The sequence below is a fragment of the Lentzea sp. NPDC004782 genome, assembly GCF_040609115.1.
Lineage (GTDB): Bacteria > Actinomycetota > Actinomycetes > Mycobacteriales > Pseudonocardiaceae > Lentzea.
On the sequence record NZ_JBEXJN010000014.1, the window covers coordinates 133,427 to 156,101 of the forward strand.

Sequence of the window (22,675 nt, forward strand, 5' to 3'; positions counted from 1 at the left end):
ACCCCCATCGCCAACGCGCGCGGCTGGGTCCGCGCGCTTCGCGGGGAGAGTTGTCCTCAGCGGTAAAGGTTCACCTAAAAGAGTCGAGAACAGCTGTTCTGTCGACTTTGCCCGGTCCGCGCAACGGCAGCTCGTGCACGAACTGGACCAGCTTCGGCACCGCGGCCCTGCCCACGGCCTGTGCGACCGCGGCCTTCAGCTCGGCCGGCGAAGGCTCGGAGCCGCGCACGACGACCGCCGCCGCGACGACCTGGCCCCACTCGTCGTCCGGCACGCCGACGACACATGCCTCCAGCACGCCCTCAACGGTCGCCAGGGCGCGTTCGACCAGCACCGGAGGTACCTTCTCGCCGCCCGTGACGATCACGTCGTCCGCGCGCCCCAGCACCTCCAGCCGCCCGTCGCGCAACCGCCCGAGATCGCCGGTGCGGAACCACTCGCCGAACGGTTCCGCGCTGCCGCGATACCCGAGCGCCAGCACCGGTCCGCTGATCTCGATCACGTCGTCGGTGCGCACTGACACGTCCCGCAGCGGCTCACCGTCGTACACACACCCACCGGCCGTCTCGCTCATGCCGTACGTAGTGACGACCTGCACACCGAGCGCGCGCGCCTGCTCCAGCAGCTTCGGCGGGGTGGCGGCCCCGCCGATCAGCACGCCGTCGAACTGCCGCAGCGCCGCGAGCCCCGGCCCCTCGCCTGCGACGAGCCGGGACAGCTGCGTCGGCACCAGCGCGGTGTAGTGGCGTCCCGGCTGGTCCAGCACCGGCCCGGCGGCCTGCGCGAACCCCATGGCCCGGAAGCCCTTCGACAGGTCGAGCTCACCGGGCGTGGTGCCGGCGACGATCGACCGCACGAGCACCTGGATCCCGGCGATGTGGCTGGTGGGCAACGCCAGCAGCCACGTGCCGGGACCGCCGAGGCGTTCGTGGGTGGCCTCCGCCGACGTCGTCAGCGCGGCGGCGTCGAGCAGCACCGTCTTCGGCTCGCCCGTCGACCCGGAGGTGGGCACGCCGAGCACGGCCCGCTTCTCCCAGCCGTGAAGCGGGCCGTCGACCAGCGGATCTCCGCCGTTGAGCGCCGAGCGCAGCTCGTCGATCATCAGAAGTAGTACGGGTAGTTCGACCAGTCGGGGTCGCGCTTCTCCAGGAACGCGTCACGGCCCTCGACGGCCTCGTCGGTCATGTACGCGAGCCGGGTCGTCTCACCGGCGAACAGCTGCTGTCCCACCAGACCGTCATCGATCAGGTTGAACGCGTACTTGAGCATCCGCTGGGCGGTCGGCGACTTGCCGTTGATCTCGCGTGCCCACTGCAGCGCCGTGGTCTCCAGCTCGGCGTGCGGCACGACGGCGTTGACCGCGCCCATCTTGTGCATCTCCTCGGCGGAGTACGTGCGGCCGAGGAAGAAGATCTCGCGCGCGAACTTCTGCCCGACCTGCCGCGCCAGGTACGCCGAGCCGTAGCCGCCGTCGAACGAGCCGACGTCCGCGTCGGTCTGCTTGAACTTGGCGTGCTCCTCGCTCGCGATGGTGAGATCGCACACCACGTGCAGGCTGTGGCCACCGCCGGCCGCCCAGCCGGGCACGACCGCGATGACGACCTTCGGCATGAACCTGATCAGTCGCTGGCACTCCAGGACGTGCAGCCGCCCCGCCCGCGCCGGGTCCACCGTGTCCGCCGTCTCACCGGAGGCGTACTGGTAGCCGCTCCGGCCGCGAATCCGCTGGTCACCGCCACTGCAGAAGGCCCAGCCACCGTCTTTGGGGCTGGGGCCGTTGCCGGTCAGCAGCACACAACCGACGTCGGACGACATCCGCGCGTGGTCGAGCGCCCGGTACAGCTCGTCCACGGTGTGCGGCCGGAACGCGTTGCGCACCTCGGGCCGGTTGAACGCGATGCGGACCGTGCCCTGGTCGAGTGCCCGGTGGTAGGTGATGTCGGTGAAGTCGAAGCCTTCAATCGGCTTCCACAGCGACGGGTCGAAGAGCTCCTGATCTGCCACGGTCTGAGACTCTAGGCGCATGAATCCGTCCACGGCGCAGGCGAGGGTGATCGTCGACGAACTGGTCCGCAACGGCGTCCGCCACGTCGTGCTGTGCCCCGGTTCGCGCAACGCCCCGCTGTCGTTCGCACTGCACCAGGCCGAGCAGAAAGGCCTGCTCACGCTGCACGTGCGGATCGACGAGCGCAGCGGGGGGTTCCTCGCGCTCGGCCTGGCCAAGACCGGCACGCCCGCCGTCGTCACCTGCACGAGCGGCACGGCCGTGGTGAACCTGCACCCCGCCGTGGTCGAGGCCCAGCTGACCGGCGTGCCGTTGATCGCGCTGACCGCCGACCGCCCGGTCGACCTCTACCGCACCGGCGCCAGCCAGACGATCAACCAGTACGACGTCCTCGGCATCCCCACCCTGCACCTGCCGGAGGCCGCCGACGAGCCGACGACGCGCTCGTTGATCTGCCGGGCGATCGCGACCCACGGCCCGACGCACGTCAACGTGCCGTTCCGGCCACCGCTCACCCCGGACGACTCCGCGTGGCCGGACTCCGGTCGCACTCCGTGGACCGCCACGGACCGCACGTTCACCGTCGGGACCCGGCCGTCGGAACTCCCGCCCCGCACGCTCGTGCTGCTCGGCGACGACCGTCCGGAACGGCTGCGGAAGGCCTCCGAGCTCGGCTGGCCGGTGATCGCCGAGCCGACCGCCCCCGGCGGCCTGCGGCACGGATCGTTGCTGCTCAACGCCGGTCTGCCCGCGCACCTGCAGCCGGACGCGGTGCTCGTCGTCGGCCGGGTGACGCTGTCGCGCGGCCAGCAGGCGTTGCTGAAAGGCACACCGGTCGTGCATGCCGTCGGCGAGCAGGCGCAGTGGCCGGACGTGCCGTTCACCGCGACGCGGGCGTCGACCTGGCTGCCGGAACCCGCCGAGCACGACGGGGAGTGGTTGCAGGCGTGGCAGAGCGCGGTGAAGAACGTCAGCGTGGCCGTCGACGATCTCTTGGACGCTGTCGCGTGGCCGACCGGGTTGCACGTGGCGCGTGACCTCACGCAGGCGATGCCGTCGGGCGCGATGCTGTTCGTCGGCTCGTCCAACCCGATCCGCGACGTGGACTTCGCGGGCGAACGCCGTTCGGACATCACGATCCACGCGAACCGGGGTGCCGCGGGCATCGACGGCAGCGTGTCCACGGCCATCGGTCTCGCCGTGGAGCATCAAGGGCCGGCATACGCGCTGATGGGCGACCTGACGTTCCTGCACGACAGCAACGGCCTGCTCGCCGACCACCGGCCGGACCTCACGATCGTCGTCCTCAACGACGACGGCGGTGGGATCTTTTCGTTGCTGGAACAAGGCGCACCGGAGTACGGCGGCAGTTTCGAAAGGATTTTCGGCACGCCGCACGGGACGGATCTGACCGCTTTGTGCGCGGGCTACCGAATTCCGCACTCCACAGTGGACGATCAGGAGGAGTTCCGTAGCGCACTTGCGCGACCGAAAGGCCTCCGTGTGGTGGAAGTGCAGGCAAAACGAGACGAACTGCGCGGGTTGCACCAACGTCTCAAGTCGACTGTGTCAAACGTTTTCAGCAGATAGGAAACATACGTAAGTCGGTGGTTGGCTCCGCAAATGTGTGGATAGCGTCGCGCGCATGTCGATCAGATCCAAGGCGACGGCCGCGGTCGCGTCCGTGGCCGCGATGACCCTCTTCGCGGGGACGGCGCTCGCGGCGTCCCCTGGTGCACCGGGCGCCGGTGACCCGTACTTCCCGACGTACGGCAACGGCGGCTACGACGTCTCCCACTACGACATCCGGCTCAACTACAACCCGGACGGCGACCAGCTGTCGGGCACCACGACGATCCTGGCCAAGGCCACCGAGGACCTCACGCAGTTCGACCTCGACTTCCTGCTCAAGGTGAAGTCGGTCCGGGTGAACAACGTGCCGACCACGTTCGTCTCCGACAACGGCGAGCTGATCCTCACGCCCCGCGGCGGCGTGCGGAAGGGCCAGGACCTCACCATCGTCGTCACCTACGCGGACTCGCCCTCGACCGTGAAGGACCGCAACGGTTTCACGGCGTGGACGAAGACCCCGGACGGCGCGCTGGCCATCGGTGAGCCGGAAATCGCCTCCTGGTGGTTCCCGTCCAACGACCACCCGACCGACAAGGCCACCTTCGACGTCAACGTCGCCGTCCCGAACGGCGTCCAGGCGATCTCGAACGGCACCTTCGTCGGCCAGACCCACCAGATCAACGGCTGGACCCGCTGGAACTGGCGCAGCACCAAGCCTCAGGCGACCTACCTGACGTTCCTCACGATCGGCAAGTTCGAGATCCGCCAGGGCACCACGCCCTCCGGCCAGCCGTACGTCAACGCGTACTCCGAGCGCCTCGGCGACAACGCCGACGCCGCGAAGGCCAGCATCGAACGCACGCCGGAGGTCATCGAGTTCCTGTCGCAGAACGTGGGCCCGTACCCGTTCGAAGCGCAGGGCGGCATCGCCACGCCGGGCCTCGGCTACGCGCTGGAGAACCAGACGCGCCCGAACTACGACACGGCGTTCTTCCGCCGCGGCGCCAACACCTACGTCATCGCCCACGAGCTCGGCCACCAGTGGTTCGGCGACTCGGTGTCGGTGCACCACTGGCGCGACATCTGGCTGAACGAGGGCTTCGCCTCCTACCTGGAGTGGCTGTGGTCCGAGCACATCGGTGAGGGCACGGCCCAGCAGAACTCCGACTACACCTACGACCTGTACGCGGCCGACAACCCGTTCTGGCAGGTCCTGCCCGGCGACCCGGGCTCGGACAAGGTCTTCGACAACGCCGTCTACGACCGGGGTGCGCTGACCCTGCACGCCCTGCGCGTGGCCGTCGGTGACGAGAAGTTCTTCGAGATCCTCCGCACGTGGACCGCGGAGAAGAAGTACTCCGACGCCACGATCGAGGAGTTCATCGCGCTGGCGGAGCGCGTGTCGGGCCAGCAGCTCGACCAGCTGTTCCAGACGTGGCTCTTCACGAAGGGCAAGCCGGCCCAGGCTCCGGGTCGCACCGCGGACGCGGCGGCCAAGTCGCTGTCCGTTGCGTCGGCTCCGGCTGCTGAGCCCAAGTCGCGCGCCAAGATCCAGCTGACGCACGAGCTGCTGGGCGCGCACAAGTAGTCCGGTGACCTGACTCGTGACCAGGGCGGGGCGAGCTTTGGCGCGCCCCGCCCTGCGCCGCCGGGCGTCCGCAAGGACGCTGACTCGCGAACGTCCGCGGCTGCGCCCGATGCGCCCGTTTCAGTCGGTTCGGGAGGTGGATGAAGGGCTCATTCATCCACCTGAGGTCGAGGAAGGAGCCCTTCATCCCAGCTCAGGGGGCCCATGCCGGTCGCCCGCTGCGAGACCGATCTGACCCGGGTTTTCGTGCAGGATCGAGGCGCCATCGCGCGGACCAGGCGGCTTTTAGACTGCGTCGAGGTCTCGCTCACCCGCGACGCGCGTGTCCGTGACTCGAAGAACGTGGCCGGCGAGGTGCTGACCTTCAGCACCTCGGCCTGGCGCGCATCCTGAACGGGGTTGAGGTCTGAGCGAGGAAGTGCCCGCCTGGGCGTACGAGCGAGCAGAAGTCCGTCCGCACGACCCGAGCTGGGCCATCAGAGCCCAGGCCGAGCGCGACCAGCTCCACGAGCTCCTCGGCCCCTGGCTGGTCGACGGCATCGAGCACGTCGGCTCCACCGCGATCCCAGGCCTGGCCGCGAAGCCGATCGTGGACCTCCAAGCCTCCGTGACCAGCCTGGACACCGTCGTGACCGGAGCGTCCGAGATCCTCCGCGCCAACGGTTGGGCCTACGTACCGCCGGAGCTCGACCAACGCCCCTGGCGCCGCTTCTTCGTGAAACCGGATCCGTCCGGCCAGCGACGCGAAGCCCACCTGCACCTCATCCAGGCCGGACACCACCGGTGGACCGACCAGCTCAGGTTCCGCGACGCCCTCCGCGACGACCCGGCCAAAGCCCAGCAGTACGAGGCGCTGAAACGGCACCTGGCCCAAACCGCAGGCCACGACCGCGAGGCGTACACGGAAGGCAAGGCGGCGTTCGTCGCGAGCGTGCTAAAGGCCTTCTAGAGCCTCACGCATGGGCCGCATCTTGGCGTGCGCCTCCTGCACCTCGATGTCCGGATCCGAGTCGGCGACCAACCCGCACCCGGCGAACAACCGGGCCGTGGACCCGGAAATCTGCGCGCACCGCAACGCGATCCCGAGCTCCCCGTCGCCGTTCCCGTCGATCCACCCGACCGGCCCGGCGTAGCGCCCGCGGTCCATGCCCTCCAGCTGCGAGATCAACGTCGTCGCGTCCAGCCGAGGCGTGCCGCCCACCGCCGCCGTCGGGTGCACGGCCTCGCCGAGGTGCAGCAACGACACCGAAGATTCGAGCGTTCCGATCACGTCGCTGGACAGGTGCGACACGTTGGGCAGCCGCAGAACCGAGGGTCCCTCCACCGACATCGTGGTGCAAAAGGGTCGAAGCGTGTCCGCGAGAGAAGTGATCGCGTAGTCGTGCTCTTCGAGGTTCTTCTCCGACGCCATCAACGCCGAAGCGAGCTCCTCGTCGGAAACCCCGTCGTGCGGCCAGGTCGTGCCGGCCAGCACGCGCGAGTCCACGACCGATCCGGTGCGCCGCAGCAGCAGTTCGGGTGTGGCGCCGACCAGACCGTCCACCGCGTACGCCCAGCACTCCGGATACCGGCGCGCCAGGCCCTGCAGCACGAAGCGCTGGTCGAGCTGCCGGTCGGTGGACGCCACGAGGTCGTGTGCGAGCACGACCTTGTCCAGTTCGCCGGAACGCATGCGCGCCACGGCCGAACGCACGGCCTCGCGGTACTGCGTGACCGGCAGCTGGCCGTTCGAGTAGCGGACGGTCGACGGGCGGGACAGCGGTGCCACGTCCGGGGTGGTGTCCGCGGCGCCGATGGTGGTGATCCACTGCCGGCCGTTGCGCCTGCCGACCACGACCTCGGGGACGATCAGCACCGAGTCGCCCGGCGAGTCCGCGAAGGCCATCGAGACGAACGCCACTGGGCCGCTGCCCGGTACGTCCAGCTCGTCGTCGACGTCGAGGCCCGCGACGAACTCTTGCCACCACTTGTCAGCCTGCGCGAAGCGGTCGGGGCCGCTGACCTCCAGCCGTGCGGCCTCGCCCCAGCCGACCAGGCCGGACCCGTCGCGCACCCAGGCGAGTGCGTGCTCCGGGTCTGGCAGCAGTCCGAGCAGGTCACCGGCGGTGTCCCGCCTCGAACGGACGCGGATCCGCTGCCCTGCTCGCGATGTCGGTGCTGAGGTCACGCTCCGACTGTATGGACCTGAACCTGAAAGCGCGGCACCCGCCCGGCCCTAGACTTCTCAGTTGTGGTGGACAACGCAGTGACCAAGCCGGCGCTCGGGGTGCGTGTCCGCCGTGCGGTGAGTCGCGTCTTGCTGGTGGTCGGAGGGGTGGTCACGCTCGTTTGCGTGCTGTTGCCGATCGCGTGCTGGCGGGACGACACGGCCATCGAGCGGCACCTGGGGCAGGCGGTCGCGCAGGTCGACTCCGTGGCTTTCAACAGGACGGTTGTGCGGTACGCCACACCGGACGGTCGCGTGATCATCCCGTCGCAGGGCGTCCTGTACCCGTCGGGGCTCAAGGTCGGCGACAACGTGCGGGTCGAGTACGACCAGACCAACCCGGAGCTGACGCGCGTGGCCGGTCGCACCGCGGTGCTCAGCCTGCTGCCCGTCGGCACCTTCCTCGTGGCCGTCTGGATCGCCATCGCCGCGGTTGTGACAGTTCTACGCAGATTCGGCACCCAGGTGTAACATCGGTGCATGGCGGATGACCTGGAGCTGCGCTTCGAGCGCACCGTGCAGGCCGACGCGCGCATCGAGCCGCGCGACTGGATGCCCGACGGCTACCGCAAGACCCTGATCAGGCAGATCGCCCAGCACGCGCACTCCGAGATCATCGGCATGCAGCCGGAGGGCAACTGGATCTCCCGCGCGCCCTCGCTGCGGCGCAAGGCGATCCTGCTGGCGAAGGTCCAGGACGAGGCCGGGCACGGTCTGTACCTGTACTCGGCGACCGAGACGCTCGGCGCCGACCGCGAGGACCTGACGACCAAGCTCATCGAGGGCCGCCAGAAGTACTCCTCGATCTTCAACTACCCGACGCTGACGTTCGCCGACGTCGGCGTGATCGGCTGGCTCGTCGACGGCGCCGCGATCTGCAACCAGGTGCCGTTGTGCCGCACGTCCTATGGACCGTATGCGCGCGCCATGATCCGCATCTGCAAGGAAGAGTCGTTCCACCAGCGTCAGGGCTACGAGCTGCTCATGACGATGATGCGCGGCACGCAGCAGCAGCGCGACATGGTGCAGGACTCGGTGAACCGCTGGTGGTGGCCGGCGCTGATGATGTTCGGCCCGCCGGACTCGGAGTCCGCGAACACGGAGCAGTCCATGGCGTGGCGGATCAAGCGCGACACCAACGACGAGCTGCGGCAGAAGTTCGTGAACATGAGCGTGCCGCAGGCCGAGGCGCTCGGCGTGACGTTCCCCGACCCCGAGCTCAGGTGGAACCCCGAGCGCGGGCAGTACGACTTCGGTTCGCCGGACTGGGACGAGTTCTGGCAGGTCGTCAAGGGTGGCGGTGTCTGCAACGCGCAGCGCATCGCCCACCGCCGCAAGGCCCACGAGGACGGCGCCTGGGTCCGCGAGGCCGCGGCCGCGCACGCTCAGAAGCACGCACAGAAGGAAGGTGCCGCGTGAGCACGTCTTGGCCGCTGTGGGAAGTGTTCGTGCGGGGCAAGCGCGGCCTGAACCACGTGCACGTCGGTTCGCTGCACGCGCCGGACGCGGAGATGGCGCTGCGCAACGCCCGTGACGTCTACACGCGCCGCAACGAGGGCGTGTCGATCTGGGTGGTGCCCGCGGCCGCGATCACGGCGTCCTCGCCGGACGAGAAGGACCCGTTCTTCGCGCCGTCCGGCGACAAGGTCTACCGGCACCCGACGTTCTACGCGATTCCAGAGGACGTGCCGCACCTATGAGCTTCGACAATGCCTACGAGTCGTTGCTGGGTCACGATGACTCGCACTGGGCGTTCGGGACGGGCTTCTCCGAGGCCCTCGCCGGTGTGAACCGCGAGTTCCCGGCGGGCGTCGACACCGCTGATCTGGCGGCGTACTGCCTGATGCTCGGCGACGACGCGCTGATCTTCTCGCAGCGGCTTTCGGAGTGGTGCTCGCGCGCGCCGGAGCTCGAAGAGGACATCGCGCTCGCCAACATCGCGCTGGACCTGCTCGGCCAGGCCCGCCTGCTGCTCAGCCGCGCCGGTGAGGTGCTCGGGAAGTCGGAAGACGAGCTGGCGTACCTGCGCGACGAACGAGAGTTCCGCAACGTGCACCTGGCCGAGATCGACTGCGGTCCCGGCCCCGGCGGTGACTTCGGCACGACGATCGCGCGCCTGCTGGTGTTCTCGTCGTGGCGCCTGGCTCTGTTCTCGCGTCTGCGCGGCTCCGCCGACCCGGTGCTCGCCGCCGTGGCCGAGAAGGGCCTGAAGGAGCTCGCGTACCACCGCGACCACGCCGCGCAGTGGACCGTCCGGCTCGGCGACGGCACCGAGGAGTCGCACCGCCGCATGCAGGCCGGTCTGGAGCGCGTGTGGCCGTTCGTGGACGAGCTGTTCGCCACGCACGCCGTCGAAGCACGCCTGACCGGCGTCGCGGTCGATCCGGCGTCGTTGCGGTCCGAAGTGGACGGTGTGCTGGACGCGGTGCTGTCCGCCGCGAAGCTGTCCCGTCCGGCCGACACGCGCGCGGCTCGGGTCGCGGGCATGGCGGGCCGCGACGGCGTGCACACCGAGGCCATGGGTTACCTGCTCGCCGAGATGCAGCACCTGCACCGCTCGCTGCCGGGAGCGGTGTGGTGACGACGGCACTGGAGGTCGCGTCGGCCGTGCGGGACCCGGAGCTCCCGGTCCTCACGCTGGCCGACCTCGGCGTGCTGCGCGACGTGTCCGAAGAGGACGGTCGCGTCGTCGTCACCATCACCCCGACCTACTCGGGCTGTCCCGCGATCGACGAGATGGGCGCCGACCTGCGCCGTTCGCTGCTCGCCGCGGGCTTCTCCGAGGTCGAGGTGCGCCTGTCGCTGTCGCCGGCCTGGACCACGGACTGGATCAGCGCCGAAGGCCGCTCGAAGCTGGCGGCCGCGGGCATCGCGCCTCCCGCGCGGATCGGCCCGGTCGCGGCAGGCCCGGTGCCGCTGAACCTGGTGCCGCCGTCACGTCAGGTGGCGTGCCCGCAGTGCGGTTCGCCCAACACCTCGGAGATCTCGCGGTTCGGTTCGACCGCCTGCAAGGCCCTGCGCCGCTGCCACGCCTGCGCCGAACCCTTCGAGCACGTCAAGGAGATCTGAGTGGCCCGCCGCGCTGCCTTCCACAAGCTGACGGTCTCCCGCGTCGACCGCCTCTGCGACGACGCCGTGGCCGTCACGTTCGACGTGCCCGCCGACCTGGCCGACGAGTTCGCGTTCACGGCCGGCCAGTACCTGACCCTGCGCCAGGGCGACGAACGCCGCTCGTACTCGATCTGCGCCCCGGCAGGTGCCTCACCGCGCATCGGCGTGCGCCGCGTCGACGGCGGCCAGTTCTCCACGTGGCTCGTCGACCGGGTCTCTCCGGGTGACGTGATCGAAGTGCTGCCGCCGCTGGGCAAGTTCACGCCGTCCGGGGCGGGCACCCACCACGGCCTGGTGGTCGCGGGTTCCGGCATCACCCCGGCCCTGTCGATCGCCGCGACGGTCCTCGCCACCGGCGCGCGCGTGACGCTGCTGTACGGCAACCGCCGCACCGACACGGTGATGTTCGCCGACGAGCTGGCCGACCTGAAGGACCGCTACCCGGCGACCTTCCAGCTGATCCACGTCCTGTCCCGCGAACCGCGCGACGTGGAGCTGTTCTCCGGCCGCCTCGACGCCGACAAGCTCACGGCCCTGTTCGCCACCGTCGTGCCGTTCGACAGCATCGACGAGTGGTGGCTCTGCGGTCCGTACGAGATGGTCCAGGACGCCACCGCCGTGCTGTGCGAACGAGACGTTCCCGCCGACCGCGTGCACCACGAGCTCTTCTACGTCGACGAGCCCCCGCCTCCGCCCCGCCGTGCCGAGGCCGTGGTGGACTCCGCCGCCTCCGTGACGGTGATCCTGGACGGCAAGTCGACGACCCTGCCGCTGCCGGCCGACGAGCCGATCCTGGACGCCGCTCAGCGGGTGCGCGCGGATTTGCCGTTCGCGTGCAAGGGCGGGGTGTGCGGCACGTGCCGGGCGTTGGTCACGGAGGGTTCGGTGGAGATGCGCCGCAACTACGCGCTCGACGAGTCCGAGGTGGCGGCCGGGTTCGTGTTGACGTGTCAGGCGCTGCCAACGAGCGAATGCGTGACGGTCGACTTCGACGCCTGATAGAAGTAGAGGCACGGCACTGGAGAAGGTCGACGAGCCGTTCACCTACGAGCATCTGAGACTCAGCCCGTGATGTCGGATGACCCGACTAACACGCGGTGAAAGTGGCACGATCACCAGTCATGGGTGTCGTCGTTCGTTCAGTGCTCTGGGGATCCGGGATCGGCTTCGTGCTGATGGGTGGCTTCATGACCATCGGCGCGACCGCCGCACCGGGCAACACCTACAACGACTCCGTACCCCTGACCGTCGTGGTGATCATCATCTCCGGCGTGCTGCTGGGCGGAATCCCCGGTTCCCTGATCGGCCTGGTCGTCGGCCTGATCCGTCGTTCGATCAAGCGCTCCAGTCAGCCGGCGCCGGCGTTCCCGATGGTTCCGCAACACCCCTACGACATGTGGTCCGAGCAGGTCGAACGCTGCGCGGAGTCGGCGCGCCGGGTCAACGCGGCCGTGCAGACCGTGCCCGCGTCGGCGGCCAAGGACTGGCTGCAGCGGATCAGTGAGCAGCTCACCAAGGAGCTCGACGACGTCAGGGGCATCGCGCAGCTGGGCAGGGCGCTCGGCGCGGTCGACTCGCAGCACCCCGTCTACCAGCGGCTGCTCAAGGCCGCCCACGACTTCAAGCAGTTCGAGAACCAGGTCGGCCGGGTCGCGCTGCAGATGTTCGACCACCCCGAGCTGGACGAGGCGCGCACGCACCTCGAACTGCTGGAGAAGCAGCTGCCTCAGCTGTCGGCCTGAAGCGCGGACTGCCACCAGCCCAGCACCTCGTCGGCCGCGTCGGGCGCGGCCACCAGAAGCCCGTCCACGGGCAGTTGGGCACCGGCGCCGCGTCTGTCCAGCACGACCGCACCGGACTCCACGGCCAGAGAGACTGCACCGGCGACGTCCCACTCGTGGTAGCCGTGCAGCACGGCGGCGGCGACGTGACCAAGGGCCACCTGTGCGACCGCCAGGCACTTCGAACCCAGGACGCGCACGCCCGTGCCGGCGATGGCGGCGGTCGAGATGAACTCACCCATCCCGGGCCACGGGCCGGTCCGGGTCATCTCGGTGCACACGACCAGCGAGTCGCCCTGGCGTTCGGTCAGGCGGACCGGCGTGCCGTTCGCGCGCATGCCGCGGCCTCGGGCGGCGGCGTAGATCTGGGAGCGGTACGGGTCGGCGACCACGCCCACGACCGGGCCCCAGCGGTCCACCAGGGCGAGGCTGTAGGCGCACCACGGCATGCCCGCGGTGTAGTTGGCGGTCCCGTCGACCGGGTCGACCACCCAGCGGAACTCGGAACCGCCGGGCACGTCCGCGTCGGAGTTCTCGCAGAAGACCGGAATCGAGGGGAACTCCGCGGTCAGGACGCGCCGCGTGTGGCGTTCGAGGGTGCGGTCGGTGTCGGTGACCCAGTCGAACGGCGACTCGCCGGAGTCGGGACGCACGCCGCGGCCGGCGGTGGCCATGATGACGTCCGAGGCGTCGTTCGCCAGGCGACCGGCCACTTCCAGCGCTATCGACACCAGTCCCGGGTCGACCGGATGCGCGGGGCGGGACGACAAGACGGTCATGCTGGCCTAGTTTCACCGCGTCTGGTGACCGGCAACCGACGCCAAGATGACGAATCGACGATCACCTGGCCACGACGTGAGGTGTTCTGACCGCGTCAAATTTGGTGTCACGCGGACTTCACGCGGGCACTACAGGGTGGCCCCTGTGCGCGTAGCGATCGTGACCGAGAGCTTCCTGCCCCAGGTGAACGGCGTGACCAACTCCGTTCTCCGCGTGCTGGAACACCTGAGGCGGGGCGGCCACCAGGCGATGGTGGTCGCGCCGGGTGCCGGCGCCGACGAACACCACGGCACGCCCGTCGTCAGAGTCTCCGCCGTCGACGTGCCCATGGTGACCAGCCTGCCGATCGGGGTCCCGAGCCCCCGAGTGCTGCACGAACTGGCCGGCTTCCGGCCCGACGTCGTGCACCTCGCGTCGCCGTTCGTGCTGGGCGCGTACGGGCTCAGAGCCGCGCGCAAGATCGACGTGCCGACGGTCGCGGTCTACCAGACCGACGTCGCCGGGTTCGCCGGCAACTACGGCCTCGGGCTGACCAAGCGGGCGGCCTGGCGGTGGACCAAGCGGCTGCACACGCTGGCCGACCGCACGCTGGCGCCGTCGAGCTCGGCGGTCGAGGCGCTGGAGCAGCACGGGGTGCCGCGCGTGCACCGTTGGGGCCGCGGCGTCGACATCGACCTCTTCCACCCGCGCCACAAGCACAACGACGAGCTCACCGTGGGCTACGTCGGACGTCTCGCGCCGGAGAAACAGGTGCACCGGCTCAAGGAGATCCACGACCTGCCGGGCGTGAAGCTGCGGATCGTCGGTGACGGCCCTGATCGCGAGCAGCTCGAACGGGACCTGCCGCGTGCCGAGTTCCTCGGGTTCCGCACCGGTGAGGCGCTCGCCGAGGCCTACGCGTCGTTGGACGTCTTCGTCCACACCGGACCGCACGAGACCTTCTGCCAGGCCGTGCAGGAGGCGCTCGCGACCGGCCTGCCGGTGCTCGCGCCGAACGCCGGCGGCCCGCGCGACCTGGTCGCGCACGGCCGGACCGGGTATCTCTTCGAGGACGACATCGCGCAGTACGTCGAACTTCTGCGCGACCCGCTGCGGCGCAAGCGGTTCGGGCTGGCAGCCCGCAAGTCGGTGCTCACCCGCACCTGGCCTGCGATCTGCGACGAGCTGATGGGCCACTACGCTGCGGTGATGGGACTCACCCACCAGGCGGCCGCTTGAGGATCGTCCAGCTGGCCAACTTCTACGGACCGAAGTCGGGCGGGCTCCGCACGGCACTGCACCACCTCGGCACCGGCTACGTGCAGGCGGGCCACGAGGTGGTGCTCGTCGTGCCGGGCGACCACCGTGCCGACGAGGTCCTGCCGGGAGGTGTCCGGCGCATCACCCTGCCCGCGGTGAAGATCCCGTACACCGGTGGTTACCGCGTCGTGGACCCGTGGCGGGTCAAGTCCCTGATGGACCACCTCAGGCCCGACCGGCTGGAGGTGTCGGACCGGCTGACGTTGCGCGGAATGGGCGCCTGGGCGAGTGAACGCGACATCCCGAACGTCGTGATCTCCCACGAACGCCTCGACCGGCTGCTGCAGTTCGTGCTGCCTTCCGGTCCGGCCGTGCGCGGCGCGGACTGGGCGAACCGCCGCATGGCCGCGTCGTACGACACGGTGGTCTGCACGACGGCGTTCGCGCGCGAGGAGTTCGACCGCATCGGCGCCCGCAACGTCACCCAGGTGCCGCTCGGCGTCGACCTGACCACGTTCACCCCGCGCCGCCACTCGGCCGACCTGCGCCGGGATCTGTTGCAGGGCGAGGAGAACCTGCTCATCCACTGTGGACGGCTCTCGCCCGAGAAGCACGTGGAACGCTCCGTCGACACGCTGGCCGAGCTGCACGAGCAGGGCCACTCCGCGCGTCTGGTGATCGCCGGCGACGGCCCGCGCCGCTCGTTCCTGGAGAAGCGCGCGTCCGGCCTGCCGGTGACGTTCCTGGGCTTCGTGAAGTCACGTCTGGAGGTCGCCTCGCTGCTGGCGTCGGCCGACCTGTCGCTCGCGCCGGGCCCGCACGAGACGTTCGGACTGGCCGCCCTGGAAGCGCTGGCGAGCGGCACACCGGTCGTCGTCAGCCAGAGCAGTGCCCTGAAGGAGATCGTCCAGCCGTCGTGCGGCGCGGCGGTCGACGACCACGCCACGGCCTTCGCCGCGGCCGCCCGGCACCTGCTCGCGTCGGGCTCCCGCGAGGCCGCGCGGGCGAGGGCGGAGGAGTACCCCTGGCAGGCCGCCGTCGACGGCATGCTGACTGCGCTGAAGGTGCCCTGAAGATGATCTCAGCGTCGCTGACCTAGTCTCATGGCATGTCGCGAGCCGGTTTGGACAAGAACCCCCGCGAGGTCGCCGAGATGTTCGACGGCGTGGCCAAGGGCTACGACCGCACGAACTCGGTCATGACGCTGGGCTTCGACCGCCGCTGGCGGGAGTGGAGCAGGCGCGTCCTCGACGCCCGCCCCGGCGAGAAGGTCCTCGACCTCGCCGCGGGCACCGCCGTCTCCACCGTCGAGTACGCCGCGTCCGGCGCCTGGTGCGTGGCGGCCGACTTCTCGGTGGGCATGCTGGCCTCCGGCGCCCACCGCCGGGTCCCGAAGGTGGCCGCCGACGCGCTGCGCCTGCCGTTCAAGGACAACTCCTTCGACGCGGTGACGGTGTCCTTCGGCATCCGCAACTTCAACGACACGGTCCTGGCCCTGCGGGAGATGGCCCGCGTCACCAAGCCGGGCGGCCGGATGGTGATCTGCGAGGTCTCCACGCCGGTCTGGAAGCCGTTCCGCTTCGTCTACATGCGGTACCTGCTCAAGCTGCTGCCGTTCATCGCGAAGTTCGTGTCGTCGAACCCGGCCGCCTACTCCTACCTGGCCGAATCCATGGCCACGTGGCCCGACCAGCGCGCGCTCGGCGAGCTCATCGCCAAGGCCGGCTGGGAGGACGTGGCCTGGTTCAACCTGACCGGCGGCATGGTGGCCCTGCACCGCGCGACCAAGCCCACCCCAAACACCGAGCCCACCGAGCCACGCCCCTGACCCGCACCAACCTTCCACCCTGCTGCTGGACAGCACGCGGGGCCCTCTCGTGCGCTTCTCGCGAACGAAAGCTCCCCGCGTGCACTCAAATCGGCCGCCACAGCGTCGCTGAGACACGAGGCCTGGAACGTTGCGCTGCGGCACGGTAGGCGCCCTGCAGTTCGTTGATGACGCTCGCCGGATCCTTCTTCAACCGTGATGGAACGGTGTGGACGGTCATCACACCGTTGGCCAAGAGTGCGGAGTGCTGCGCCATTGTCCGTGCGTAGTCATCCGGCGCAAGGTGGAACTCCAACGAGTCGATCTGCCATGCGAGTCCCACCTCGTCCCACCAGCCGTCCACGACAGCGAGCTGTTCGCCGGACGCAGCTCTGATGAGCACGTTCCACTGTGGTGCTGGCAGCGAAGACCGGTGGATCAACGAACGCGACCACGCTTCAGCGGCCGAGCGGACACCCTCACTGACCTCGGCCAGCACCCGCCTCGGTAGCGACGTGCCGCCGAGCCGCAGATTCTTGAGCTCCTCGACGAGCGCTTCGGGACTGCAAAGCTGCCGCTGCACGGCGTCCGCGATGAACGCGCGTATCACATCGAGACCGCTCTCCTTACGAGCCGCGTCGATAAGTGCACGTGCAAGCGTCACCACGGGAAACCCGTCGATCAGCGTGCCGGTCCACGGCCGGTTGGTTCGCTCGACGAGCATGGTGCCCTGGCTGGCGATACGGCGTCCGTGAGGCACCAGGACGTGGATTCGCGCATCGGCTGGTAGCCGACGTACGCCGTGCCTGCGGGCAGCCTCTATGCCGGTGAGGAACGTCAGGGGGCCTGCGCGGAGCAGTGCTCCTCTGACCAGTTGCCGTCGGCTCGGCAACCCGCCGGTGAGCAGGTAGACACCGAGGAACAGCCGCGTCCAGCCACCCCCTGGTCGGCACTTCTTGGCCAAGGTGGCGCTGCTGAACCCGAGTTCGAGAAGGTGCCTTCGGACAGCAACCCCGTCCTCGAACGCCTCGGCGAGCAGCCCGTAGTCGATCGAGCGGACCTTTGTCATTCGACCAATCATCAGCATCCGGCGTCTGCGATCAACCAGCCACTGATCGACATGTGGACAACTCGCGATCTTCGAGTGCACGCGGGGAGCTTTCGTTCGCATGGAGCGTGCGAAAGGGCCCCGCGTGCCGTCCGGCAGCAGGAGTTGGCGGGGTGGGTCTCAGGGGGAGGCGGTTAGAGTCGCGGAGAGGCTGACGGGTACATGCGTAGGGAGTCTGGATGAGCAGGCGCGGGATCAACGAGGACGCCGACGTCATCGTGGTGGGGGCGGGACCGGCGGGCTCGACCGCGGCGACCTACCTCGCCAGGGCGGGCCTCGACGTGCTGCTGCTGGAGAAGAGCTCCTTCCCGAGGGAGAAGGTCTGCGGCGACGGGCTCACCCCGCGCGGCGTCAAGCAGCTGATCGACCTGGGCATCGACACCCGCGAGGAGAACGGCTGGCTGCACAACAAGGGGCTGCGGGTCGTCGGCGGTGGCGTCACGCTGGAGCTCGACTGGCCCGAGCTGGCCACGTTCCCCAACTACGGCGTGGTGCGGCCGCGCATGGACTTCGACGAGATGCTCGCGAACACGGCGAAGGCGGCCGGCGCGCGCATGCACGAGAACACCACGGTCACCAAGGCCGTCATCGAGAACGGCCGGGTCGTCGGCGTCGAGGCCAAGCAGGGGCCGGAGAAGAACCCGGTCACGTACAAGGCACCCATCACCATCGCGTGCGACGGCGTGTCAGCGCGACTCGCGCTGTCGGCAGGCTTGCAGAAGGACGACAACAAGCCCATGGGCGTCGCGGTCCGGCGTTACTACGCGAGCCCGCGCACCAAGGACGACTACCTGGAGTCGCACCTGGAGCTGTGGGCGCCGGACGGCCAGCTGCTGCCCGGTTACGGCTGGATCTTCGGCATGGGTGACGGCAGCGTGAACGTCGGCCTCGGCATCCTCAGCACCTCGAAGGCCTACGGCACCACGGACTACCGGGCACTTCTGCGCAGCTGGCTCGACGGCACGCCGGAGGAGTGGGGCTTCCGGGAGGAGAACGCGACCAGCCGCATCGGCGGGGCCGCGCTGCCGATGGGGCTCAACCGCAAGCCGCACTACAAGAGCGGTCTCGTGCTCGTCGGCGACGCCGGTGGCATGGTCAACCCGTTCAACGGCGAGGGCATCGGCTACGCCATGGAGTCGGCCAGGATCGCGTCCGAAAGTGTCGTCCAGGCGCTTGCGCGGACCGGCGTCAACCGTGAACACGCGCTGCACGGTTACCCCGTTCGGATCGAACAGGCGCTCGGCAGTTACTACCGGCTCGGGAACGTCTTCTCGAAGCTCATCGGGAACCCGGCGGTCATGCGGACCGCAACGAAGTACGGAATGCCGCGAAAGCGTCTGATGAAACTCGTGCTCAAGCTGCTTGCGGGCCTCTACGACCCCAAGGACGGCGACGCAATGGACCGCCTGATCGTGGCCGCTACGAAGCTAGCCCCAACGGCGTAAATTACTCCGAATAGGTGACGGCACCGGCTCAATACGAGCCGGTGCCGTTTCGTTTGTGTCCGGTGCGTTAAAGCCCCAGGTCAGACCCTGTGACCTAGGTCATTTACAGGCGGTTTACACTGGCGATCGACCTTGTGAATCACTTCACAACAGTCTGAACAGGCTTGTGAACTGTTTCACAAGCGTTTGTTAGGTCCGCCTAACAAACGGGCAGTGCAAGAACACCCATAGGGTGCGCCTCGACCGCGAGGAAAGGACGACGGAGCGTGCTTGACCCTTACCTCCCCCTCGTATTGATGTTCGCGCTCGCCGGGGCGTTCGCGCTGTTCTCGGTGACCGCAGCGCCCTACATCGGACCCCGCCGCTACAACCGCGCCAAGCTCGACGCGTACGAGTGCGGCATCGAGCCGAGCCCGCAGCCGGTCGTGGGTGGTGGGCGCATGCCCGTCGCCTACTACCTGACGGCGATGCTCTTCATCTTGTTCGACATCGAAATGGTCTTCCTCTACCCGTTCGCCGTCGCTGCCGACAAGCTCGGGCTGTTCGGGCTGGTGGAGATCGTCCTGTTCGTCGCCACGCTCGGCTTCGCGTACGTCTACGTGTGGCGTCGCGGCGGCCTCGACTGGAACTGAGGAAGTCATGGGTCTCGAGGAGAAGCTCCCGAACGGCATCCTGCTGACCAGCGTCGAGAAGCTGGTCAACTGGACCCGCAAGTCCTCGCTGTGGCCTGCCACCTTCGGCCTGGCCTGCTGCGCCATCGAGATGATGACGACGGGTGGTCCGCGCTACGACCTCGCCCGCTTCGGCATGGAGGTCTTCCGCGCGTCACCGCGCCAGGCCGACCTGATGATCGTCGCGGGCCGCGTCACCAACAAGATGGCGCCGGTGCTGCGGCAGATCTACGACCAGATGCCCGAACCGCGCTGGGTGCTGGCGATGGGCGTGTGCGCCAGCAGCGGCGGCATGTTCAACAACTACGCGGTGGTGCAGGGCGTCGACCACGTCGTGCCCGTCGACATGTACCTGCCGGGCTGCCCGCCGCGGCCGGAGATGCTGATGGACGCGATCCTCAAGATCCACGCCAAGATCATGGACGAGCCGCTGAACGCCGTGCGCGCCAAGGCACTCGCCGACTCGGGCTACCGCACCGATCTCATCCCGTCGTCCGAGCGTTTTGCGAGGAAGAAGTGACCGAGCCAGGGGGAGAGCACTCCAGCGCCGACCGCGCGGGGGAGGGCCTCGAAAAGACCAACGGCGCCGAAGCGAAAGCGCCGATCTTCGCGGGCAAGGAGCGCAAGGGCCTCTTCGGCGTCACCGGCTCCGGTGACACGTCCGGCTTCGGTGGCCTGCGCCTGCCCGCCCACGTGGCCGCTCCGTCCGAGCGCCCGTTCGGCGGCTGGTTCGACGAGGTCGCCGACGAGCTGTTCGCCGCGATCAGCGACAAGGGCCTGCCCGCCGACACGGTGCAGCAGGTGACCGTCGACCGCGGTGAGATCACCTTCTACCTCAAGCCGGAGACGTTGCTGGAGGTCGCGCGCATCTGCCGCGACACGCCGTCGCTGCGCTTCGAGCTCTGCAGCTCGGTGTCCGGTGTGGACTACGGCGCGGACGTGCCGCAGCGCCTTCACTCGGTCACCCACCTCACGTCGATGACGTACCGCCGCCGCATCCGGCTGGAGGTCGCGGTCGACGTCGAGCACCCGCACGTGCCGAGCCTCGTCGAGGTCTACCCGACGGCGGACTGGCAGGAGCGCGAGGCCTGGGACATGTTCGGGATCGTCTACGACGGTCACCCCGGACTGACCCGGATCCTCATGCCGGACGACTGGGACGGTCACCCGCAGCGCAAGGACTACCCGCTGGGCGGCATCCCCGTCGAGTACAAGGGCGCGGAGATTCCTCCGCCGGACCAGAGGCGGTCGTACTCATGACCGAGCGGCTTTCCGACGTCACCACCGGGACCGACACCAGCGCGACCGGCAGCGACAGCACGGACGACACGCACACCGAAGTCGCGCCGAGCAGGCAGACCACCGAGGGCACCGTCTACACGGTGACCGGCGGCGACTGGGACGAGGTGCTCGCGGACGCGGTCCACGACGAGCGCATCGTCATGAACCTCGGCCCGCAGCACCCGTCGACGCACGGCGTGCTCCGCCTGGTGCTGGAGCTCGAGGGCGAGACCGTCACGCACGCCCGCAGCGTCATCGGTTACCTGCACACGGGGATCGAGAAGAACTGCGAGTACCGGACCTGGGTCCAGGGCGTCACGTTCATCACGCGCACCGACTACCTGGCGCCGCTGCACCACGAAGCGGCGTACTGCATGGGTGTCGAGAAGCTGCTCGGCATCACGGTCCCGGACAAGGCGCAGGCCATCCGCGTGCTGCTGATGGAGCTCAACCGGATCAGCTCGCACCTCGTCGCGCTCGCCACCGGCGGCATGGAGCTCGGCGCGCTGACGGGCATGACCTCCGGCTTCCGCGAGCGCGAGGAAGTGCTGCACCTGCTGGAGCACCTCACCGGCCTGCGCATGAACCACGCGTTCATCCGCCCCGGCGGTCTCGCGCAGGACCTGCCGGCCGACGCGGTCGAGAAGGTCAACGCGTTCGTCAAGATCATGGAAAAGCGGCTGCCGGACTACGACAAGCTGCTCACCGGTCAGCCGATCTGGCGCAACCGCCTCGCGAACGTGGGCTACCTGCCCGTCGACGCGTGCCTCGCGCTCGGCATCACCGGTCCGATCCTGCGGTCCGCCGGCCTCGCCTGGGACCTGCGCAAGATCGACCCGTACAGCGGCTACGAGAACTACGAGTTCGACGTGCCGACCTCGAACGCGGCGGACTGCTTCGCGCGGTACCTGCTGCGTCTCGAGGAGATGCACCAGTCGCTGAAGATCATCAAGCAGGTCGTGAAGAGCCTGCCGACGGGTCCGGTCATGGTCGAGGACGCCAAGATCGCGTGGCCGGCGCAGCTCACGATCGGCAGCGACGGCATGGGCAACTCGCTCGAGCACGTCCGCAAGATCATGGGCCAGTCCATGGAGTCCCTGATCCACCACTTCAAGCTGGTGACCGAGGGCTTCAAGGTGCCGGCGGGCCAGGTGTACGTGCCGGTCGAGTCGCCGCGCGGCGAGCTGGGCTACCACCTCGTCTCCGACGGCGGCACGAGGCCGATGCGCGTGCACGTCCGCGAACCAAGCTTCGTGAACCTCCAGTCGATGCCCGCGATGTGCGAGGGCGGCATGGTCGCCGACGTGATCGCCGCCGTCGCCTCGATCGACCCGGTGATGGGTGGTTGCGACCGATGACTCAGGCTCCAGAGAACACCGCTTTCGACCAGTCCACCGCGGACCGCGCGCAGGCGATCATCGCCCGCTACCCGCAGTCCCGCAGTGCGCTGCTGCCGATGCTGCACCTGGTGCAGTCGGTCGAGGGGTACGTCAGCCAGGACGGGATCCGGTTCTGCGCCGGGCAGCTCGACCTGACCGAGGCCGAGGTCAGCGCGGTCGCGACGTTCTACACGATGTACAAGCGCCGCCCGTGCGGTGAGCACCTCGTGAGCGTCTGCACGAACACGCTGTGCGCGGCGCTGGGTGGCGACGACATCTACTCGACGCTCAAGAGCCACCTCGGCGTGGGCCACGAGGAGACCGCGGGCGAGCCGGGCACGCCGGGCTCGATCACGCTGGAGCACGCCGAGTGCCTCGCCGCGTGCGACCTCGGCCCGGTTCTCCAGGTGAACTACGAGTTCTACGACAACCAGACGCCGGAGAAGGCGCTGGGCCTGGTGAAGGCGCTGCAGAACGGGGAGAAGCCGGCCCCGACCCGCGGTGCCCCGCTGACCGACTTCAAGCAGGCCGAGCTCCAGCTCGCCGGGTTCTTCGAGGGCCGCGAGGCCGATCTCGACGGCCCGTCGGCGGCGCCGGAGACGTTGCGCGGAGCCAAGATCGCGCAGGAACGCGGCTGGGACGCACCGCAGGTGCCGTCCAGCGTCGAGTTCCCTGCCCTGCCGGAAAAGAAGTAGGGGAACA

General features: G+C 69.1%; 25 protein-coding genes. 20 read left to right on the forward strand and 5 right to left on the reverse strand.

Annotated features, from left to right (window positions below; all coding sequences use genetic code 11):
- Window positions 1-70: 70 nt before the first annotated feature.
- Complete coding sequence (gene menE, locus ABZV40_RS15925; protein WP_355441001.1) at window positions 71-1,102, reverse strand: o-succinylbenzoate--CoA ligase; 1,032 nt, start codon at window positions 1,100-1,102, stop codon at window positions 71-73.
- Window positions 1,102-2,025, reverse strand: coding sequence for a 1,4-dihydroxy-2-naphthoyl-CoA synthase (locus tag ABZV40_RS15930; RefSeq protein ID WP_355441004.1), 924 nt, complete (start codon window positions 2,023-2,025; stop codon window positions 1,102-1,104). Before ABZV40_RS15930 ends, menE begins: the two co-directional genes overlap by 1 nt.
- On the opposite strand from ABZV40_RS15930, the gene menD reads away from it, so the two are divergent.
- From menD to ABZV40_RS15950, 4 genes are all read left to right on the forward strand, one after another.
- On the forward strand, window positions 2,024-3,595 hold the full coding sequence (menD, locus tag ABZV40_RS15935) for a 2-succinyl-5-enolpyruvyl-6-hydroxy-3-cyclohexene-1-carboxylic-acid synthase (RefSeq protein WP_355441007.1): 1,572 nt from the start codon (window positions 2,024-2,026) through the stop codon (window positions 3,593-3,595). The two genes, ABZV40_RS15930 and menD, sit on opposite strands and share 2 nt — an antisense overlap.
- Before the next feature lie 55 nt (window positions 3,596-3,650).
- Window positions 3,651-5,165, forward strand: coding sequence for a M1 family metallopeptidase (locus ABZV40_RS15940; protein WP_355441009.1), 1,515 nt, complete (start codon window positions 3,651-3,653; stop codon window positions 5,163-5,165).
- 204 nt (window positions 5,166-5,369) lie between these two features.
- Complete coding sequence (locus tag ABZV40_RS15945) at window positions 5,370-5,558, forward strand: DUF397 domain-containing protein (protein WP_355441012.1); 189 nt, start codon at window positions 5,370-5,372, stop codon at window positions 5,556-5,558.
- Window positions 5,559-5,583: 25 nt separating this feature from the next.
- Entirely contained in the window at window positions 5,584-6,114 is a 531-nt protein-coding gene (locus ABZV40_RS15950) for a GrpB family protein (protein ID WP_355441015.1), read from the forward strand.
- Here ABZV40_RS15950 and ABZV40_RS15955 read toward each other — a convergent pair.
- Complete coding sequence (locus tag ABZV40_RS15955) at window positions 6,100-7,332, reverse strand: isochorismate synthase (RefSeq protein ID WP_355441018.1); 1,233 nt, start codon at window positions 7,330-7,332, stop codon at window positions 6,100-6,102. The two genes, ABZV40_RS15950 and ABZV40_RS15955, sit on opposite strands and share 15 nt — an antisense overlap.
- Window positions 7,333-7,449: 117 nt before the next feature.
- Here ABZV40_RS15955 and ABZV40_RS15960 point away from each other — a divergent pair, with 117 nt between their 5' ends.
- The 7 genes from ABZV40_RS15960 to ABZV40_RS15990 all read left to right on the forward strand — a co-directional run bounded on the left by ABZV40_RS15960 (window position 7,450) and on the right by ABZV40_RS15990 (window position 12,224).
- Window positions 7,450-7,842: a DUF3592 domain-containing protein gene (locus ABZV40_RS15960; RefSeq protein WP_355441109.1), complete on the forward strand. Its 393-nt coding sequence runs from the start codon at window positions 7,450-7,452 to the stop codon at window positions 7,840-7,842.
- Window positions 7,843-7,851: 9 nt separating this feature from the next.
- On the forward strand, window positions 7,852-8,790 hold the full coding sequence (gene paaA / locus ABZV40_RS15965) for a 1,2-phenylacetyl-CoA epoxidase subunit PaaA (protein ID WP_355441022.1): 939 nt from the start codon (window positions 7,852-7,854) through the stop codon (window positions 8,788-8,790).
- On the forward strand, window positions 8,787-9,071 hold the full coding sequence (paaB, locus tag ABZV40_RS15970; protein WP_030473230.1) for a 1,2-phenylacetyl-CoA epoxidase subunit PaaB: 285 nt from the start codon (window positions 8,787-8,789) through the stop codon (window positions 9,069-9,071). Before paaA ends, paaB begins: the two co-directional genes overlap by 4 nt.
- Window positions 9,068-9,952 carry a 1,2-phenylacetyl-CoA epoxidase subunit PaaC gene (paaC, locus tag ABZV40_RS15975; protein ID WP_355441025.1) on the forward strand — a complete coding sequence of 295 codons (885 nt, stop codon included), beginning with the start codon at window positions 9,068-9,070 and terminating at the stop codon, window positions 9,950-9,952. Before paaB ends, paaC begins: the two co-directional genes overlap by 4 nt.
- On the forward strand, window positions 9,949-10,440 hold the full coding sequence (gene paaD, locus ABZV40_RS15980; RefSeq protein WP_355441028.1) for a 1,2-phenylacetyl-CoA epoxidase subunit PaaD: 492 nt from the start codon (window positions 9,949-9,951) through the stop codon (window positions 10,438-10,440). Before paaC ends, paaD begins: the two co-directional genes overlap by 4 nt.
- Entirely contained in the window at window positions 10,441-11,481 is a 1,041-nt protein-coding gene (paaE, locus tag ABZV40_RS15985; RefSeq protein ID WP_355441030.1) for a 1,2-phenylacetyl-CoA epoxidase subunit PaaE, read from the forward strand.
- Window positions 11,482-11,603: 122 nt separating this feature from the next.
- Window positions 11,604-12,224 carry a hypothetical protein gene (locus ABZV40_RS15990; protein ID WP_355441033.1) on the forward strand — a complete coding sequence of 207 codons (621 nt, stop codon included), beginning with the start codon at window positions 11,604-11,606 and terminating at the stop codon, window positions 12,222-12,224.
- Here ABZV40_RS15990 and ABZV40_RS15995 read toward each other — a convergent pair.
- Window positions 12,209-13,042, reverse strand: coding sequence for an inositol monophosphatase (locus ABZV40_RS15995; protein WP_355441035.1), 834 nt, complete (start codon window positions 13,040-13,042; stop codon window positions 12,209-12,211). The two genes, ABZV40_RS15990 and ABZV40_RS15995, sit on opposite strands and share 16 nt — an antisense overlap.
- 145 nt (window positions 13,043-13,187) lie before the next feature.
- Between ABZV40_RS15995 and ABZV40_RS16000 the strand changes: the two genes are divergently transcribed.
- The 3 genes from ABZV40_RS16000 to ABZV40_RS16010 are packed head-to-tail and all read left to right on the forward strand — an operon-like array spanning window position 13,188 to window position 16,110.
- Complete coding sequence (locus tag ABZV40_RS16000) at window positions 13,188-14,261, forward strand: glycosyltransferase family 1 protein (RefSeq protein WP_355441038.1); 1,074 nt, start codon at window positions 13,188-13,190, stop codon at window positions 14,259-14,261.
- The gene (locus ABZV40_RS16005; RefSeq protein ID WP_355441041.1) at window positions 14,258-15,355 is read left to right on the forward strand and encodes a glycosyltransferase; all 1,098 of its coding nucleotides are present in this window, start codon (window positions 14,258-14,260) and stop codon (window positions 15,353-15,355) included. Before ABZV40_RS16000 ends, ABZV40_RS16005 begins: the two co-directional genes overlap by 4 nt.
- Window positions 15,356-15,390: 35 nt before the next feature.
- Complete coding sequence (locus ABZV40_RS16010) at window positions 15,391-16,110, forward strand: demethylmenaquinone methyltransferase (RefSeq protein WP_355441044.1); 720 nt, start codon at window positions 15,391-15,393, stop codon at window positions 16,108-16,110.
- 85 nt (window positions 16,111-16,195) lie between these two features.
- Here ABZV40_RS16010 and ABZV40_RS16015 read toward each other — a convergent pair whose 3' ends face one another.
- On the reverse strand, window positions 16,196-17,239 hold the full coding sequence (locus ABZV40_RS16015; protein WP_355441047.1) for a hypothetical protein: 1,044 nt from the start codon (window positions 17,237-17,239) through the stop codon (window positions 16,196-16,198).
- Window positions 17,240-17,376: 137 nt separating this feature from the next.
- Between ABZV40_RS16015 and ABZV40_RS16020 the strand changes: the two genes are divergently transcribed.
- The 6 genes from ABZV40_RS16020 (at window position 17,377) to nuoE (ending at window position 22,668) form a co-directional block, all read left to right on the forward strand.
- Window positions 17,377-18,642, forward strand: a complete 1,266-nt coding sequence (locus ABZV40_RS16020) for a geranylgeranyl reductase family protein (protein ID WP_355441050.1) — start codon at window positions 17,377-17,379, stop codon at window positions 18,640-18,642.
- Window positions 18,643-18,908: 266 nt separating this feature from the next.
- On the forward strand, window positions 18,909-19,274 hold the full coding sequence (locus ABZV40_RS16025) for an NADH-quinone oxidoreductase subunit A (RefSeq protein WP_045309716.1): 366 nt from the start codon (window positions 18,909-18,911) through the stop codon (window positions 19,272-19,274).
- Window positions 19,275-19,281: 7 nt separating this feature from the next.
- A complete protein-coding gene (locus ABZV40_RS16030; RefSeq protein ID WP_030473218.1) occupies window positions 19,282-19,833 on the forward strand; it encodes an NADH-quinone oxidoreductase subunit B in 552 nt (183 codons plus the stop codon).
- Entirely contained in the window at window positions 19,830-20,573 is a 744-nt protein-coding gene (locus ABZV40_RS16035) for an NADH-quinone oxidoreductase subunit C (protein WP_355441054.1), read from the forward strand. Before ABZV40_RS16030 ends, ABZV40_RS16035 begins: the two co-directional genes overlap by 4 nt.
- Complete coding sequence (locus ABZV40_RS16040) at window positions 20,570-21,952, forward strand: NADH-quinone oxidoreductase subunit D (protein ID WP_355441057.1); 1,383 nt, start codon at window positions 20,570-20,572, stop codon at window positions 21,950-21,952. Before ABZV40_RS16035 ends, ABZV40_RS16040 begins: the two co-directional genes overlap by 4 nt.
- On the forward strand, window positions 21,949-22,668 hold the full coding sequence (gene nuoE, locus ABZV40_RS16045; protein ID WP_355441060.1) for an NADH-quinone oxidoreductase subunit NuoE: 720 nt from the start codon (window positions 21,949-21,951) through the stop codon (window positions 22,666-22,668). Before ABZV40_RS16040 ends, nuoE begins: the two co-directional genes overlap by 4 nt.
- Window positions 22,669-22,675: the final 7 nt, after the last annotated feature.